General features: G+C 70.0%; 20 protein-coding genes. 17 read left to right on the plus strand and 3 right to left on the minus strand.

Going from position 1 to position 15,626, the window contains the following annotated elements; genetic code table 11:
* Nucleotides 1–86 precede the first annotated feature (86 nt).
* Nucleotides 87–380 (minus strand): putative leader peptide, encoded by a 294-nt coding sequence (locus C8E96_RS34655; RefSeq protein ID WP_407642630.1) that lies wholly within the window; start codon nucleotides 378–380, stop codon nucleotides 87–89.
* Here C8E96_RS34655 and hemW point away from each other — a divergent pair.
* Complete coding sequence (gene hemW / locus C8E96_RS17780; protein ID WP_091372244.1) at nucleotides 293–1,507, plus strand: radical SAM family heme chaperone HemW; 1,215 nt, start codon at nucleotides 293–295, stop codon at nucleotides 1,505–1,507. The two genes, C8E96_RS34655 and hemW, sit on opposite strands and share 88 nt — an antisense overlap.
* Before the next feature lie 2 nt (nucleotides 1,508–1,509).
* On the opposite strand, the gene C8E96_RS17785 is transcribed toward hemW, so the two are convergent.
* Nucleotides 1,510–2,115 carry a TetR/AcrR family transcriptional regulator gene (locus C8E96_RS17785; RefSeq protein ID WP_091372241.1) on the minus strand — a complete coding sequence of 202 codons (606 nt, stop codon included), beginning with the start codon at nucleotides 2,113–2,115 and terminating at the stop codon, nucleotides 1,510–1,512.
* A gap of 56 nt (nucleotides 2,116–2,171) precedes the next feature.
* Here C8E96_RS17785 and C8E96_RS17790 point away from each other — a divergent pair, with 56 nt between their 5' ends.
* The gene (locus C8E96_RS17790) at nucleotides 2,172–3,377 is read left to right on the plus strand and encodes a cytochrome P450 (RefSeq protein ID WP_091372238.1); all 1,206 of its coding nucleotides are present in this window, start codon (nucleotides 2,172–2,174) and stop codon (nucleotides 3,375–3,377) included.
* A 4-nt stretch (nucleotides 3,378–3,381) separates the two neighbouring features.
* Here C8E96_RS17790 and C8E96_RS17795 read toward each other — a convergent pair whose 3' ends face one another.
* Entirely contained in the window at nucleotides 3,382–4,296 is a 915-nt protein-coding gene (locus C8E96_RS17795) for a bile acid:sodium symporter family protein (RefSeq protein WP_091372234.1), read from the minus strand.
* A 148-nt stretch (nucleotides 4,297–4,444) separates the two neighbouring features.
* Here C8E96_RS17795 and hrcA point away from each other — a divergent pair, with 148 nt between their 5' ends.
* The 15 genes from hrcA to C8E96_RS17870 all read left to right on the plus strand — a co-directional run bounded on the left by hrcA (nucleotide 4,445) and on the right by C8E96_RS17870 (nucleotide 15,606).
* Nucleotides 4,445–5,467, plus strand: coding sequence for a heat-inducible transcriptional repressor HrcA (hrcA, locus tag C8E96_RS17800; protein ID WP_091372230.1), 1,023 nt, complete (start codon nucleotides 4,445–4,447; stop codon nucleotides 5,465–5,467).
* A 54-nt stretch (nucleotides 5,468–5,521) separates the two neighbouring features.
* Nucleotides 5,522–6,679, plus strand: a complete 1,158-nt coding sequence (dnaJ, locus tag C8E96_RS17805; RefSeq protein WP_091372227.1) for a molecular chaperone DnaJ — start codon at nucleotides 5,522–5,524, stop codon at nucleotides 6,677–6,679.
* Nucleotides 6,676–7,410, plus strand: coding sequence for a 16S rRNA (uracil(1498)-N(3))-methyltransferase (locus C8E96_RS17810; protein ID WP_091372224.1), 735 nt, complete (start codon nucleotides 6,676–6,678; stop codon nucleotides 7,408–7,410). Before dnaJ ends, C8E96_RS17810 begins: the two co-directional genes overlap by 4 nt.
* Nucleotides 7,411–7,593: 183 nt before the next feature.
* Entirely contained in the window at nucleotides 7,594–7,938 is a 345-nt protein-coding gene (locus tag C8E96_RS17815) for an HIT domain-containing protein (RefSeq protein ID WP_091372221.1), read from the plus strand.
* Nucleotides 7,939–8,035: 97 nt separating this feature from the next.
* A complete protein-coding gene (locus C8E96_RS17820) occupies nucleotides 8,036–9,094 on the plus strand; it encodes a PhoH family protein (RefSeq protein ID WP_091372218.1) in 1,059 nt (352 codons plus the stop codon).
* A 22-nt stretch (nucleotides 9,095–9,116) separates the two neighbouring features.
* Nucleotides 9,117–9,668, plus strand: a complete 552-nt coding sequence (gene ybeY / locus C8E96_RS17825) for an rRNA maturation RNase YbeY (RefSeq protein ID WP_091372215.1) — start codon at nucleotides 9,117–9,119, stop codon at nucleotides 9,666–9,668.
* A 5-nt stretch (nucleotides 9,669–9,673) separates the two neighbouring features.
* Nucleotides 9,674–10,984 carry a hemolysin family protein gene (locus C8E96_RS17830; RefSeq protein ID WP_091372210.1) on the plus strand — a complete coding sequence of 437 codons (1,311 nt, stop codon included), beginning with the start codon at nucleotides 9,674–9,676 and terminating at the stop codon, nucleotides 10,982–10,984.
* On the plus strand, nucleotides 10,977–11,303 hold the full coding sequence (locus C8E96_RS17835; protein WP_091372207.1) for a cytidine deaminase: 327 nt from the start codon (nucleotides 10,977–10,979) through the stop codon (nucleotides 11,301–11,303). Before C8E96_RS17830 ends, C8E96_RS17835 begins: the two co-directional genes overlap by 8 nt.
* Nucleotides 11,300–11,644 carry a hypothetical protein gene (locus C8E96_RS17840; RefSeq protein WP_091372203.1) on the plus strand — a complete coding sequence of 115 codons (345 nt, stop codon included), beginning with the start codon at nucleotides 11,300–11,302 and terminating at the stop codon, nucleotides 11,642–11,644. Before C8E96_RS17835 ends, C8E96_RS17840 begins: the two co-directional genes overlap by 4 nt.
* Before the next feature lie 4 nt (nucleotides 11,645–11,648).
* Nucleotides 11,649–12,557: a GTPase Era gene (gene era / locus C8E96_RS17845; protein WP_091372200.1), complete on the plus strand. Its 909-nt coding sequence runs from the start codon at nucleotides 11,649–11,651 to the stop codon at nucleotides 12,555–12,557.
* Nucleotide 12,558: 1 nt separating this feature from the next.
* Nucleotides 12,559–13,086, plus strand: a complete 528-nt coding sequence (locus tag C8E96_RS17850; RefSeq protein WP_091372198.1) for an RDD family protein — start codon at nucleotides 12,559–12,561, stop codon at nucleotides 13,084–13,086.
* A gap of 3 nt (nucleotides 13,087–13,089) precedes the next feature.
* Nucleotides 13,090–13,455, plus strand: a complete 366-nt coding sequence (locus C8E96_RS17855; RefSeq protein WP_091372194.1) for a DUF2752 domain-containing protein — start codon at nucleotides 13,090–13,092, stop codon at nucleotides 13,453–13,455.
* Between the two features lie 10 nt (nucleotides 13,456–13,465).
* On the plus strand, nucleotides 13,466–14,233 hold the full coding sequence (gene recO, locus C8E96_RS17860) for a DNA repair protein RecO (protein WP_091372949.1): 768 nt from the start codon (nucleotides 13,466–13,468) through the stop codon (nucleotides 14,231–14,233).
* A gap of 84 nt (nucleotides 14,234–14,317) precedes the next feature.
* Nucleotides 14,318–15,163 carry an isoprenyl transferase gene (locus C8E96_RS17865; RefSeq protein ID WP_091372191.1) on the plus strand — a complete coding sequence of 282 codons (846 nt, stop codon included), beginning with the start codon at nucleotides 14,318–14,320 and terminating at the stop codon, nucleotides 15,161–15,163.
* Entirely contained in the window at nucleotides 15,160–15,606 is a 447-nt protein-coding gene (locus C8E96_RS17870; protein WP_091372190.1) for a hypothetical protein, read from the plus strand. The genes C8E96_RS17865 and C8E96_RS17870 overlap by 4 nt, the downstream gene beginning before the upstream one ends.
* The last annotated feature ends 20 nt before the right edge of the window (nucleotides 15,607–15,626 follow it).

Below are 15,626 nucleotides of genomic sequence, written 5' to 3' on the forward strand. Positions count from 1 at the left end.
TCGAGCGCACCGTCACGGACCCCGGAGATCAGAGGGGCTCAGCGGCGCGTCCGACGCCTGCTGAATTCGAGATAGGCGACGACGGGTCAGGTGTACCGACGGCACATCGCGCTGGAGACGCGACGGAGGTCGACGTGGCGGCGGGCCACCAGGAAGACTTCGGTCGCTGACATGGGTCCAGAGTCCCACGCGTCCACGGTGTGGTCCACCTCCATCCGCATGCTGGGACGGACGTCACGCGGTTCTCCCTGCCGGAATAAATCCCTGCTAGGGAGCCTGGGAGGATGGTGGCGTGCCCTCCGTACTGCCTGACGGCGAACCCGCCCCCGTCGACGGCTCCCTTCCGCCGTCGGCGCTCGCGGGCCTGGGCGCGCGCCCATTCGGCGTCTACGTGCACGTCCCGTTCTGCGCCACGCGCTGCGGGTACTGCGACTTCAACACCTACACCCCGGGCGAACTCGGCTCGTCCGCGTCGCCGGATTCCTGGCTCGAGGGGCTGCGCCGGGAACTCGACCTCGCCGCCCGCGTGCTGGGATCGCCGCCGAGGGTTGACACCGTCTTCGTGGGTGGTGGGACGCCGTCGCTGCTGGGCGCGGACGGACTGGGGGAGGTGCTCGGTGCCGTCCGGTCGACTTTCGGTCTCGCCCCGGGCGCCGAGGTGACCACCGAGTCCAACCCGGAGTCGACCTCGCCCGAGTTCTTCGCGGGCCTGCGGGAGGCCGGGTACAACCGGATCTCCCTGGGGATGCAGTCCGCGGCGCGGCACGTGCTGAAGGTCCTCGACCGCACCCACACTCCGGGACGCGCGGTCGCCGCCGCGCTCGAAGCGCGGGCGGCGGGGATCGATCACGTGAACCTCGACCTCATCTACGGCACGCCAGGGGAGCGGCCCGAGGACCTGGCGGCTTCCCTGGACTCGGTCCTCGCCGCGGGCGTCGACCACGTGTCGGCGTACGCGCTGATCGTGGAGGAAGGCACCGCCCTGGCCCGCCGCATCCGCCGCGGCGACCTGCCCGCACCGGACGACGACGTGCTGGCAGACCGGTACGAGCAGGTCGACGAGACGCTGTCGGCGGCGGGTCTGACCTGGTACGAGGTGTCGAACTGGGCGTCCTCGGAGGACGCGAGGTGCAGGCACAACCTGGGCTACTGGCTCGGCGGCGACTGGTGGGGCGCCGGTCCCGGCGCGCACAGCCACGTCGGCGGCGTGCGCTGGTGGAACGTCAAGCACCCGGCCCGCTACGCCGATCTTCTCGCCGAGGGCAACTCGCCGGCGGCGGGCCGCGAACGCCTGTCCGTCGACGATCAGCGGGTCGAACGGGTCCTGCTGGAGCTGCGGCTGTCCGATGGTTTGGCGCTGTCCGCCCTGGATGAGGCCGGCCAGGCGGAGGCACGCGAAGCGGCGAGCGATGGCCTGCTCGACGGCCCGTCACTGGCCGCCGGCCGCTGCGTACTCACCTCGCGCGGCAGGCTACTGGCCGACGCCGTGGTCCGTCGCTTGACCTGACCTCAGCCCGCCGACAATCCGCGCAGCATGCGGCGGACCATGTCGGCGTACTCGTCGCGTAGCCGCTGCTGGTCCTTCGCCGGGCTCTCGGCCAGCGTCGTTCCCGCTGATCCCAGCATGGAGAAGGTGATCCGGGTGGCCGTGTCGAGCGGCACCGGCTCGATGTGCCCGCTCGCGACCAGCGCGGTCAGCAGCTGGTGGATGATCCCGTAGGCGTAGGTCTCCTCGGCCCGGTGCCACTCCTGCCACCCCAGCGCCACCGGGGCCTCGCGCCACACGATCCGGCTGTAGACCGGGTCCAGGCACTGGTCGAGGAACGCGTCCAGCGCGTCCAGCGCTCCGGTCCACGGGTCCGCCGCGGCCGCCGCGATCTCCGTGACCCTGGCGACGGCGGCGGACTCCAGTTCCTCATGGACGGCCTTGAAAAGCGCACGCTTGTTGCTGAAGTGGTGATAGACCGCGCCCCGCGTCGCGTCGATGTCGGAGGCGATGTCCTCCAGCGCTGTCGCGGCGAACCCAAAAGTCGCGAAACGCCTGGTGGCGGCGTCGATGAGCGCGGCCCGAGTCGCCTCGGAGTACTGCTCGCGCCTGCTTTTGGTGGCCGACATGCTGTACAACTTAATGACATACGCGGTGTATGTGACCAACGCAGAGAAGGTGAACGATGACGGAGACCCTGTTCAACCCCTTCGCGCCGGGGTTCAGCGAGAACCCGTACCCGCACTACGCGGAAATCCGGGAGGAGACCGCGGTCCACGAACACCCGTTGGGCTTCTGGTACGTCTCCCGATACGACCTCGTCACCGCGCTGCTCCGCTCCGGCCAGTCCGTCGAGACCCGCCACCTCGCCCCGCACCCGGTCCGCGACGAGATGCGCAAAGCCGCGGGCGGGGACGACTGGCGCTTAGGCGGTCTGTCCATGCTCGACCGCGACCCGCCCGACCACACCCGGCTGCGCTCCCTGGTCGCGAAGGTCTTCACGCCGCGCGCGATCAACGCGCTGGCTCCGCGAATCACCGAGCTGGTGGACGCCTCCCTGGACCGCATGGCCGAGGCGGGCCGGTGCGACCTCGTCGACGAACTGGCCTTCCCGCTGCCCTTCACCGTCATCGCCGACATGCTCGGCATGCCGCCGACCGACGAGGACCGCCTGCGCGAACTCACCGGAACCCTGGTCCGGTCCCTGGAACCGGTCGGCGACCCGGACCTGGCCCGCCGCATCGGCGAGGCGGACGCGGAGTTCACCCGGCTCACCGCCGACATGATCGAGTGGAAGCGCGCCAACCCGGCCGACGACCTCCTCACCGCGCTGATCGACGCCGAACACGAAGGCGACGTCCTCAGCGACGACGAGCTGATCGCCCAGGTCGGCCTGCTCTATGTGGCGGGTCACGAGACCACGGTCAACCTGATCTCCAACGGGGTCGTCGCCCTGCTGTCCAACCCCGACCAGCTCAAGGCGCTGCGCGCGGACCCGACCCTGATCGACAACGCCGTCGAGGAACTCCTGCGCTACGACAGCCCGGTCCAGATGAGCCGCCGCATCACCACGGCCCCGGTGGAGATCGGCGGACAGGAGATCCCCACGGGCAGTTTCGTCATCGCCAGCCTCGCCTCGGCCAACCACGACCCGGCCTTCTGGGGCGAGGACGCCGCGGACTTGGTCCTGAACCGCCCCAACGCCCGCCACCACGTCTCGTTCGGCGCGGGCCCCCACCACTGCCTGGGCGCGGCCTTGGCCCGCCTCGAAGGCCGGATCGCCCTCGGCAGGCTGGTCGAGCGGTTCCCGGACCTGGCGCTGGACGGCGCGGTGGAGTGGAACGGCCGCATCAATCTCCGCGGCGCGGCGAAGGTCCCGGTGCGAACCTGAAGCCCTACTGACCGCCGCTGTCCGCGCCTGAGGTAGCCGAGTCCGGCGCGGCGGCGGCGGCGGTCCGGCGGGTGATCCACCACGCGAGCAGGCCCGCGGGGAAGAACATGAGCACGCCGTACACCGCCGCGGGCACGGCCATCTGGGCGTTGTTGAGCAGGGCCGGGCTCAAAGCGATCGTGATGGCCAACGTGCTGTTGTGGATGCCGACCTCGAACGACGAAGCGATCGCCTGCTTCTCGCCCACCTTGGCCAGGCGGGGGATGAAGTAGCCCAGCGCCAGGCTGATCACGCACAGCAGGACAGCCGCGATGCCGACGTCTCGCAGGTACCCGGCGAGGTTCGCTCGCTCGGCCAGCAGCGCACCCAGGATCACCAGTACCAGCACCACGATCGACGCGATCTTCACCGGCTTGCGCATCCGCGCGGTGAACTCCGGAAACCGCCGGTTCACCGCCATGCCGATGGCGACCGGGATCAGCACGATCGCGAACACCTGCAGCATCTTCGCGGGCTGCAGCCCGAGCGACGCGTCACCGTCGAGGAAGCCCGCGATCGCCAGGTTGACCACGATCGGCAGCGTCACCACCGCGAGAACCGAGTTGATCGCCGTCAGCGTGATGTTGAGCGCGACGTCCCCACCCGCGAGGTGGCTGAAGATGTTCGCCGTTGTCCCACCCGGCGACGCCGCCAGCAGCATCATGCCGACCGCGAGCACCGGCGACAGGTCGAACGCCAGCACCAGCCCCAGCGCCACGGCGGGCAGCACCAGCACCTGCACCGCCAGCGCCAACAGGGCCGCCTTGGGGAACTTCGCCACCCGCGTGAAGTCGTCGACCGTGAGCGACAACCCCAGCCCGAACATGATGATCGCGAGCGCGATCGGCAAGAACACCGTGGTCAACACTGACGACGCCATGAGGGCTCCCAGTTACCGTCGGGTAGTGCCAGCATGATTCAGACGAACCGCGCAAACCCGCAAGACCCATGCTCAAAACGTGATAGCCGTACCGATTGCCCCCACGCGGCGGTCCGCTCCGTAAACTCTCACTAGAGGGAGGTGCCACGTGGTCAGTTCGGACGAACGCAGGCTCGACGTCCTGCGCGCCATCGTCGCCGACTACGTGCACAACCAGGAGCCGGTCGCGTCCAAGGCGATCGTCGACCGGCACAACCTGGGTGTGTCGAGTGCGACCGTGCGCAACGACATGGCATCGCTGGAAGAGGACGGCTACATCACCCAGCCGCACACCAGCGCCGGCCGCATCCCGACCGACAAGGGGTACCGCCTCTTCGTCGACCGCCTCAGCGACGTCAAACCGCTCAGCTCCGCCGAGCGCCGGGCCATCCAGAGCTTCCTCGAGGGCGCGATCGACCTCGACGACGTGATGCGCCGCAGTGTCCGGCTGCTGGCCCAGCTGACCCGCCAGGTCGCGGTCATCCAGTACCCGACGCTGACCACGTCGACCGTCCGCCACGTCGAGTTGGTCAGCATCACCCCCGCGCGCGTGATGATGGTCCTCATCACCGACACCGGCCGCGTCGATCAGCGCATGGTCGACCTGGGCGACCTCGTCGGCGAGGAGTCCGTCGCCCGGCTGCGCACCATCCTCAACTCCACCCTCGCGGGCAAACGGCTCACCGACGCCGCCGCGAAGGTCGCCGAGCTGCCGGAGTCCGCGCCCAACGACCTGCGCGACCCGCTGACCAGGCTTTCCACCGTGCTGGTCGAGTCACTGGTGGAACACCCCGAGGAGCGGCTGGTCCTCGGCGGCACCCCCAACCTGACCCGCAACGCCGCTGACTTCCCGCACTCCCTGCGCCAGGTGCTCGAGGCGCTGGAGGAGCAGGTGGTGGTGCTCAAACTGCTCGCCGCGACCACCGACTCGGGCAAGGTCGTGGTCCGGATCGGCGAGGAGAACGAGGCCGAGGAGATGCGCAGCACCTCCGTGGTTTCCATCGGATACGGCACTCGTGCGACCCTGCTCGGGGGCATGGGCGTGGTCGGGCCGACTCGCATGGACTACCCCACCAACATCGCCGCCGTCCGCGCGGTGGCGAATTACGTCGGGGACATCCTCGGCCGTTAACGCAAAGCAACGAAGTGATCCCCCGACGTGCTCGGGGCAGGAGGACTGGACAAGGTGGCGAGGGACTACTACGGCGCTCTCGGGGTGCGGCAGGACGCGACCTCGGACGAGATCAAGCGCGCCTACCGCAAGCTGGCGCGCGAGCTGCACCCGGACGTCAACCCGGAGGAGGCCGCGCAGCAGCGCTTCCGCGACGTCACCGCCGCCTACGAGGTCCTGTCGGACCCGCAGAAGCGCAAGATCGTCGACATGGGCGGCGACCCGCTGTCCAACGGCGGCGGCGGTGGCGGCGGCCACGACCCGTTCGGTGGCGGCTTCGGGCTCGGCGACATCATGGACGCCTTCTTCGGCGCCGCGGGCGCGGGCGGCGGGCGCGGTCCGCGCAGCCGTGTGCAGCCTGGCTCCGATGCCCTGCTCCGCATCCAGATGACGCTCGAGGAGTGCGCCACCGGCGTCAGCCGGGAGATCGCCGTCGAGACGGCCATCCTGTGCGACCTGTGCCGCGGCTCCGGCTGCGCGGCGGGCACCTCGCCCACCACCTGCGACACCTGCGGCGGCCGCGGTGAGGTCCAGTCCGTGCAGCGCTCGTTCCTCGGCCAGGTCGTCACCGCCCGGGCCTGCCCGGTGTGCCGCGGCCTCGGCGAGGTCATCCCCGACCCGTGCCGCCAGTGCGCGGGGGAGGGCCGGGTCCGGGCCCGCCGCAACATCACCGCGAAGATCCCGCCCGGCGTCGCCGACGGCATGCGCGTGCGGCTTTCCGGCCAGGGCGAGGTCGGCCCCGGCGGCGGCCCCGCGGGCGACCTGTACGTCGAGGTCGAGGAACTGCCCCACGCGACCTTCGAGCGCGCGGGAGCCGACCTGCACTGCACCCTGCGGGTTCCGATGACCACCGCCGCCCTCGGCGCGGTCGTCCCGCTGGAGACCCTCGACGGGCCGCTCGACATCGAACTCGAACCGGGCACCCAGCCCGACACCGAGCTGGTCATGGCGGGCCGCGGCCTGCCGCGCCTGCGGTCGACCGGCCGCGTCGACGGCCGGGGCGACCTGCACGTGCACATCGAGGTCGAGGTCCCGACGAAGCTTGACGCGCGGCAGACCGAGTTGCTGCGCGAGTTGGCCGAACTGCGCGGCGAAGAGGAGCACACGCTCGCCATCGCGAGCGCGCGCCAGGGCGGACTGTTCTCCCGCCTGCGCCAGCGCCACGCCCGATGACCCTGGCGCTGTTCCTCGCCGAGGCACTGCCCTCCGGCCCGTCGTTCACCCTCGACGGACCGGAGGGCCGCCACGCGGCGGCGGTGCGGCGGCTGCGCGTCGGCGAGGAACTGCTTGTCTCCGACGGCAAAGGGTCAGTCGCCCACTGCGTCGTCGAGGCGGCGGCCAAGGACTCGCTCGACTTGACGATCACCAGACGGTGGTCGGAGCCGCAGCCCGCGCCGCGGGTGATCATCGCCCAGGCGCTCGCCAAGGGTGACCGCGGCGAACTCGCCGTCGAACTCGCGACCGAGGCGGGCGCCGACGCGATCATCCCGTGGCGCGCCTCGCGCTCCATCACCAAATGGGATGACGGACCGCGCGGCGACAAAGCACTCAACCGTTGGCGCTCTACCGCCCGAGAGGCCGCGAAACAAGCGCGACGCGCCTGGATTCCCGAAGTCACGGATCCGATGTCGGTGCGCGAACTCATTGCGGTGGCAAAGAAGTCCGCGCTCACTCTGGTATTGGAAGCCGGACGCGCCACCCGAATGGCGGATATCGCTCTCCCTTCTTCGGGTGATCTTTTACTGATCGTCGGGCCGGAAGGCGGGATCACCGATGAGGAGATCAACGCCTTTGAACAGGCAGGTTCCCGAACCGTGCGGCTCGGTCCGTCCGTGCTGCGCACGTCTACGGCGGCCGCGGTCGCCCTAGGCGCAATCGGCGCGCTCACGACACGGTGGCGTTGACCCGCGCGAAGGGTCTACCCTTTCTCCTGCAACGCGATCCGGACTTTCGGACGCCCGCATGACTACCGCCGGACACCTCCCCCCTCGGTCCGGCGGAGCCGCGCGAGGCGGTGAGGCGACCCCCAGGCTTCACCGCCCGCGCGGCATCCTCCGCCCAGACCCGGCTCCCATTAATCTGGGCGCATGAATGCGGACTGCCTCTTCTGCAAGATCGTCGCCGGTGAGATCCCGTCGAAGCTCGTCCACGAATCCGAAACAACTTTTGCGTTTCGCGACATCAATCCGCAGTCCCGGGTCCACGTGATCGTCGTGCCGCGAGCCCACCACGAGGACGCCGCGGCGCTCGCCGAGGACGCCCAATTGCTTGCCGACGTGCTGAAAGCGGGCGCGGAGGTCGCCCGGATCGAGGGAATCGACCAGTCCGGATACCGGTTTGTCTTCAACACCGGAGACGATGCCTGCCGCACGGTCTTCCACGCCCACCTGCACGTTCTCGGTGGTGAGCAGTTGGCGGGCTTCGGTCGCTGAGCGTGTTTTTCCAGTGCGCTGTGTCGGTGGCTGGGTCTAGCATCGAACGAGACACCGACCCACAGCGCGTGGCGCAGAAGGCAGGACCGAAAGCAACGTGACCGGCACCGATCCCCGACCTTCCGACGCGCCAACTCCACAGCACGACGCCCAGTCGCGGTTCTCCATCCCCGAAGGTGCCGTTCTCGCCCTGCTCGGGTCGCGAGACGAGAACCTCCGCCTCGCGGAGGAACTGCTCGACGCCGACGTCCATGTCCGCGGCAACGAGGTCACGCTGACCGGCGCCCCCGCCGATGTGGCCTTCGCCGAGCGGGTGTTCACCGAACTCGCCACCCTCGCCACCCGCGGGCAGCAGGTCGGCCCGGACACGGTCCGCCGCACGGTCGCGATGCTGTCCGTCGACTCGGCCGAGTCGCCCGCGGACGTGCTCAGCCTCGACATCCTGTCCCGGCGCGGCCGCACGATCCGCCCCAAGACGCTCAACCAGAAGCGCTACGTCGACTCGATCGACGCCAACACCGTCGTGTTCGGCATCGGGCCCGCCGGCACAGGCAAGACGTACCTGGCGATGGCGAAGGCCGTGCAGGCGCTGCAGGCCAAGCAGGTCAGCCGCATCATCCTGACCCGCCCGGCGGTCGAGGCGGGGGAGCGGCTCGGCTTCCTGCCCGGCACGCTGTTCGACAAGATCGACCCATACCTGCGCCCGCTCTACGACGCGCTGCACGACATGATCGAGCCGGAGTCGATCCCGCGGCTCATGCAGGCGGGCACCATCGAGGTCGCGCCGCTGGCATACATGCGTGGGCGCACGTTGAATGACGCGTTCATCATTCTCGACGAGGCGCAGAACACGACGCCCGAGCAGATGAAGATGTTCCTGACCCGACTGGGCTTCGGCTCCAAGATCGTGGTCACCGGCGACATCACCCAGATCGACCTCCCCGGCGGGCAGCGCAGCGGCCTCAAGGTCGTCAAGGAGATCCTCGACGGCGTGGACGACGTGCACTTCGCCCTGCTGACCAGCTCCGACGTGGTGCGCCACAAGCTCGTCGGCGACATCGTCGACGCCTACGAGCGCTGGCAGGTCGTGCAGGACGAAGCCGAGGAAACCCACCGAGGCCCGGTCCGTGCGGGTGGCCGCAGGCAGGGCCGCTGAGCCGACCAGGGACAATCAGCCCGTGAGTATCGAGATCGCCAATGAGTCAGGGGTGGCGGTCGACGAGGCGTCCATCGTCGCGGCGGCCCGCTTCGCCTTGGACCGGATGAACGTCAGCAAGCTGGCGGAGCTGTCGGTGCTGCTCGTGGAGTTGGACGTGATGTCCGACCTGCACGAGCGCTGGATGGATCTGCCCGGCCCGACCGACGTCATGGCGTTCCCCATGGACGAGTTGGAGAACGCCCGGCGCCCCGACGCGCCCGAGGCCGGTCCGGCGCTGCTCGGCGACATCGTGCTGTGCCCGGCCTTCGCCAAGGATCAAGCGCGCAAGGCGGGCCACAGCCTGATCGATGAGCTGCACCTGCTGACCGTGCACGGCGTGCTCCACCTGCTGGGCTACGACCACGCGGAGCCCGCGGAGGAGCGTGAGATGTTCACGCTGCAGAAGCGCATCCTCGCCGACTTCCGCACGGCGGCCGCCGAGGCCAAGCGCCGCGCGGCGCAGCGGGTCGAGGACGACAAGCTGCTCGGCGCGGTGGGGCTCAGCGAGTCGGACAAGACCGGGGAACACTGAGCACCGTGTCAGCCGACTCGGCCGGTCTTCTGGTCATCGCGGTCCTGCTGATCTTGGCCGCGGGGTGTTTCGCCGCCGCCGACGCGGCCCTCTCGGCCGCCTCCAAGGCGCGCGTCGAAGGCTTGCTCCGCATGGGCAGACGGGGCGCGCGACAGCTTCTGGCCGTCGTCAACGACCGGCCGCGCCACATCAACCTGCTGCTCCTGCTCCGGCTGAGCTGCGAACTGGCCGCGACCGTCCTGGTGGCCGTGATCTGCCTGCGCTCGATCACGCCGGGCTGGTTCGCCGGGTTCGTCGCCGCGGTCGGGATGATCGTCGCCTCCTACGTCCTCGTCGGCGTCGGACCGCGCACCATCGGCCGTCAGCACCCGTACGGAGTCGGTTTGGTAGCCGCGGGACCGGTAAGGGCTCTAGGGACTGTCCTCGGGCCGTTATCCCGGCTGCTGATCCTTATCGGTAACGCGATAACCCCCGGTAAGGGCTTCCGCGAGGGCCCGTTCTCCTCCGAGGTCGAACTGCGCGAGCTGGTCGACCTGGCCGAGGAACGCGGAGTCGTCGACGCCGACGAGCGCGAGATGATCCACTCGGTGTTCGAGCTGCGCGGCACGATCGCCCGCGAGGTCATGGTGCCCCGCACCGAGATGGTGTGGATCGAGCAGACCAAGTCGGTCCGCCAAGCCCTCGCGCTGTCCTTGCGCACCGGCTACACGCGGCTGCCGGTGATCGGGGAGACCGTCGACGACATCGTCGGCGTGGTCAACCTCAAAGACCTGGTCCGCGCGTCCATGGAGTCGGCCGCCGAGCTGCAGAAGACCGCGGACGTGATGAGCGTGGCGGCGTTCGTCCCCGACACCAAGCCTGTCGACGACTTGCTTCGCGAGATGCAGAAGTCCAAGAACCACTTGGCCATCGCGGTCGACGAGTACGGCGGCACCGCGGGTCTGCTGACGATCGAGGACATCCTGGAGGAGATCGTCGGCGAGATCACCGACGAGTCCGACACCGACGACCGCCCGCCGGTGGAGCACCTCGAAGACGGTGCCTGCCGGGTCAGCTCCCGGCTCGCCGTGGAAGACCTTGGGGACCTGTTCGGCCTCGAACTCGACGGCCAGGACGTGGAGACCGTCGGCGGCTTGCTTGCCCAGCGACTGGGACGTGTGCCACTGCCCGGTGCGGAGGCGGAGATCGCCGGGCTACGGTTCCGGGCCGAGGGCGGGAAAGACGCGCGCGGTCGGATGCGGATCACCTCGGTGGTCGTGCGGCGCGCGGAGTCCGACGCCGAATCCGAGCAGGAGAGGAGCCCCGAGCGTGGCTGAGCTGGACCCTGAGGACGCCAAGATCGTGACCCTGGCGCGGTCGAGCAGGGCCCGGACCGGTGCCGCCGAGGGCGCCGCCGTCCGCGACACCGACGGCCGGACCTACGCCGCCGCGACCGTCGCCCTTCCGTCGCTCAAGCTGACCGCGCTGCAGGCCGCCGTGGCCGCCGCGGTGTCCAGCGGCGCCGAAGGCCTCGAAGCCGCCGCCGTCGTCACCGAATCGGGTGACATCGATCCCGACTCGCTGGCCGCTGTGCGCGACCTCAACGCCGACGCGCCCGTCTACCGCGCGGACCCGTCCGGCGCCGTCGCGCGGTGAGCAAGCTGCGGATCACGGTCTGCCGCGACTGCTGCTGCGGGACGGTCAAGAAGCACCCCACCGTCGACCACGGCTACCAACTGGCCCGGCTGCGCGTCGTCGCCGCCGAGGTCGGCGCCACGGTCCGGGTCGCCGAGTGCCTCGACACCTGCGAGACGTCCAACGTGGTCGTCGTGCAGGCGAAGGGCGGCAAGCCGGTGTGGCTGGGCTTCGTCCTCAGCGACGAGGCCGTCGACGACATCGAGGCGTGGCTGAAAGCGGGCGGACCTGGGGTGGCACCGCTGTCGGACACCCTTGAGCTGCACCGAATCACACCGCCCGGGCAGCGGAAGGCACAATGACTCGGTGACCAGCAGCACCGAAGGGCATCGATCCGGTTTCGCCTGTTTCGTCGGCAGACCCAACGCGGGCAAGTCCACGCTCACCAACGCCCTCGTCGGCAGCAAGGTCGCGATCACCTCCAGCAAGCCGCAGACGACCCGGCACGCCATCCGCGGCATCGTCCACCGGGACGACGCCCAGCTCGTCCTCGTCGACACCCCGGGCCTGCACCGGCCGCGCACCCTGCTCGGCCAGCGGCTCAACGACATCGTCCGCGAGACGTGGTCCGAAGTGGACGTCGTCGGGTTCTGTGTGCCCGCCGACCAGAAGGTCGGACCCGGCGACAAGTTCATCGCCGCGGAACTGGCGAAGGTGGCCAAGCGGACCCCGATCATCGGCGTGATCACCAAGACCGACCTCGTGTCCCCGGACCAGGTCGTCGAGCAGCTGATCGCGCTGCAGGACGTGATGGAGTTCGCCGAGCTGATCCCGGTCTCGGCGGTCGACGGCTTCCAGGTGCAGACGCTCACCGACCTGTTGGTCGCGCGGCTGCCGGAGGGCCCGCAGCTCTACCCGGGCGGCGAGCTGACCGACGAGCCGGAGGCGACCCTTGTCGCCGAACTGATTCGCGAAGCGGCACTTGAGGGCGTGCGCGACGAGCTGCCGCACTCCATCGCGGTGACGGTCGACGAGATGATCCCGCGCGAAGGCCGCGACGACATGCTCGACATCCACGCGCTGCTCTATGTGGAACGGCCCAGCCAGAAGGGCATCATCCTGGGCCACCGGGGCGAGCGGCTCAAGGCGGTCGGCTCGACCGCGCGCAAGCACATCGAGGCCCTGCTCGGCACGCGCGTCTACCTCGACCTGCACGTCAAGGTCGCCAAGGACTGGCAGCGCGACCCGAAGCAGCTCCGCCGCCTGGGGTTCTGAGTTGGCCTCAGCACACCGCGCGGACCTGGAACGGGTCGAGATCGGCGAGCTGGGCGAGGTCACGTTGGCGACGGTCGCCGGGCGGTGCGCCGCCCGGCTGATCGACACCGTCGCCGTCGCGGCTCCGGCGGCCATCGCGGCGACCCTGATCTGGCCGGGAAACGGGCTGCTCGCCCTGCTCCTGATCGCCGCTGTCGGGATCGCCTACGACACCGCGCTCGTGGCGGCCCGAGGGTCCACTCCGGGTAAGGCACTCCTGCGGCTCGGCGTCGTCGACGCCGAGACGGGCGCCGACCCGGGCCCGCTGTCGGCGGGATTGCGGGCCGTGGGCCACTGGACCTTGCCGGGCGCTGCCGGGATCGTGGTCTACGGGCTGCTGGGGCTCCTTCTTCCCGACGCCCTGGCGGGCGTCTGTGCCGTCGCTGCCGGGTTGCTGGTGGTGGTGAGCCCGCTCTTCGACGAGGGGCGCAGGTGTGGCCTGGCGGACCGGGCGGCGGGAACCGTGGTCCTGCTGCACCCGCGGATCTGACCGGTGCTCGTCCGGTGGGCGGCACTCGGCGCGGGCGTGGTCGCGGGGTGCGCCTACGTGCTCGCCACCGACCCGACGACGCCGGGTGGGCTCGTCTGCCCGTCGAAGTGGGTCGGCCTGTGCTGTCCAGGCTGCGGTGGTCTGCGGATGGTCTACAGCCTGCTCCACGGCAGGGTCCTCGACGCGGTCCACTACAACGCGGTGACCCTGCTCGTGCTGCCCCTGTTCGTCTGGGCGGCGGTCCAGTGGGCGCGGGGGAGGGCTCTGACCTGGCCGCGGTGGGGTCCGCCGGTGTTGATGGGCGTCCTCGCGGCCTGGTTCGTGGCGCGGAACCTCCCGTTCGAGCCGTTCAGTCGGTGGTACGTGTGAGAATGTGCCGGTGAGCCTGTATCGCGACACCGGCGTGGTGCTGCGCGTGCAGAAACTCGGTGAAGCCGACCGGATCATCACGCTCATCACGCAGAAGCACGGCAAGGTCCGCGCCGTGGCCAAGGGTGTGCGCCGCACGACCTCGCGGCTCGGCGCCCGGGTCGAGCCGTTCGCGCACGTCGACGTCCAGTTCTACACGGGACGGACCCTCGACGTGATCACCCAGGTCCAGACCCTCGACGCGTTCGGCGCGGGCATCGTCAACGACTACCAGCGCTACACGGCGGCGTGTGTCGTCCTGGAGACCGCCGACCGGATGTCGGCGGAGGAGGGCGAACCCGTCTTCCGGCTGTACCTGCTCGTCGCCGGGGCGCTGCGCGCACTGGCCGACGGCCAACGCGACGCCTCGCTGGTCCTCGACGCGTTCCTGTTGCGCGCCATGGCTTTCGCCGGCTGGTCACCGGCGATCACCGAATGCGCCCGTTGCGGCGACCCCGGTCCGCACCGGGCGTTCAGCGTGCACGCGGGCGGGTCGGTGTGCCCCAAGTGCAAGCCCCCGGGCTCGGCGAGCCCGCCGTTCGAGGTGCTGTCTCTCATGGACGCGTTGGCCACGGGCGTCTGGGACATCGCCGAAAGGTCCACTGAGTCATCGCGGCGCGAGGCCAGCGGCCTGGTCGCGGCTTTGCTGCAGTGGCACCTCGAACGCCAACTCCGGTCGCTGCCGTTGGTCGAACGCCGTCGCGTCGAGGAACGCACGCCTGCCCGCGAATCGCCGTAGCGGTCCGGGAATCAGTCGGTTGAAGGTCCCGCGCCGTCGGTCAGTACTGTCATTGCGGTCAATCCGGCGAGTGAGGGAGTTGCGGTGCTGCGACGGCGGCGGGACAGCAGGCGCGAGTCGGGACGCCCGGTGGCGCCCCCGGAACCGCACCCCTCCGGCGCCCGCCCACCCGCCATCCCGGCCGAGTTCGTGCCCAAGCACGTCGCGATCGTCATGGACGGCAACGGCCGCTGGGCCAACCAGCGCGGCCTCACCCGCATCGAGGGACACAAGCGCGGCGAGGCGCAGGTCGTCGAGGCGGCGCGCGGCTGCATCGAGATGGGCGTCAAGTGGCTCTCCCTCTACGCGTTCTCCACCGAGAACTGGCGGCGCAGCCCCGAGGAGGTCCGCTTCCTCATGGGCTTCTCCCGCGACGTCATCGGCCGCCGCACCGACGAACTGGACGAGATGGGTGTCCGCGTCCGCTGGGCGGGCCGCAAGCCGCGGCTGTGGCGCAGCGTCATCAACACGCTCGAGTCCGCGCAGGAGCGCACGAAGGACAACGACGTGCTCAACCTCGCCATGTGCATCAACTACGGCGGCCGCGCCGAACTCGGTGACGCGGCCCGCGAGATCGCCCGGCTCGCAGCCGCCGGGAAGATCAACCCCGAGAAGGTCGACGAGCGCACGATCGGGAAGTACCTCTACCAGCCCGAGATGCCCGACGTGGACCTCTTCATCCGGCCGTCGGGGGAGGAGCGCACGTCGAACTTCCTGCTGTGGCAGTCGGCGTACGCGGAGATGGTGTTCCAGGACGTCCTGTGGCCCGACTTCGACCGCCTCCACCTCTGGCAGGCGATCGAGACCTACGCCCGCCGCGACCGCCGGTTCGGCGCCGCGGCCGACTCGGCCGAGGTGGCCGCCCAGCTCAACCCAGGAGGAGGCGCATGACCAGCGAGGCCGTCACGACCGCTGACCTGCTCACCAAGGCCCGTGAGGCCCTGGAGAGCTACCACGACGTCAACGTCGACGACGACGGCGCGCTGACCTTCCGGCACGGCGACGTGCCCTCGGCCGTGCAGGCGATGCAGCTCGCCGAGGGCCTCACGGTGCTCAGCCTGACCTGCGTGGTCGCCTGGGACCTGCCCGACGAGCCCGCCCTGGCCATCTCCGCGGCCGAACGGGCGGGGCAGGGGCTGTTCGGGACACTCGGCGTGGTCCATACGGACCGGGGGATGGATGTGACCCTCCGTTACGCGTTCCCGGCCGACGGCCTGGGGGTCAGCGCGCTCGGGACCCTGCTCATGCTGGTCGTTTCCACTGCTTCACAGTTGAGGACCGAGTTGCTGGGAACAGCCAGTGAACAAAGTGCTACTGGGGACTCCCCAACGTGATGCGCATAATGGCATCATTC

The organism is Actinokineospora alba, assembly GCF_004362515.1.
Classification (GTDB): Bacteria; Actinomycetota; Actinomycetes; order Mycobacteriales; family Pseudonocardiaceae; genus Actinokineospora; species Actinokineospora alba.

What these genes read in the sequence shown, in the direction of transcription:
- C8E96_RS17870 (WP_091372190.1), top strand. Translation starts at nt 15,160, where the DNA reads ATGACCAGCGAGGCCGTCACGACCGCTGACCTGCTCACCAAGGCCCGT.
- C8E96_RS17795 (WP_091372234.1), bottom strand. Translation starts at nt 4,296, where the DNA reads ATGGCGTCGTCAGTGTTGACCACGGTGTTCTTGCCGATCGCGCTCGCG.
- C8E96_RS17815 (WP_091372221.1), top strand. Translation starts at nt 7,594, where the DNA reads ATGAATGCGGACTGCCTCTTCTGCAAGATCGTCGCCGGTGAGATCCCG.
- C8E96_RS17810 (WP_091372224.1), top strand. Translation starts at nt 6,676, where the DNA reads ATGACCCTGGCGCTGTTCCTCGCCGAGGCACTGCCCTCCGGCCCGTCG.
- C8E96_RS17790 (WP_091372238.1), top strand. Translation starts at nt 2,172, where the DNA reads ATGACGGAGACCCTGTTCAACCCCTTCGCGCCGGGGTTCAGCGAGAAC.
- C8E96_RS17785 (WP_091372241.1), bottom strand. Translation starts at nt 2,115, where the DNA reads ATGTCGGCCACCAAAAGCAGGCGCGAGCAGTACTCCGAGGCGACTCGG.
- C8E96_RS34655 (WP_407642630.1), bottom strand. Translation starts at nt 380, where the DNA reads ATGGGCGCGCGCCCAGGCCCGCGAGCGCCGACGGCGGAAGGGAGCCGT.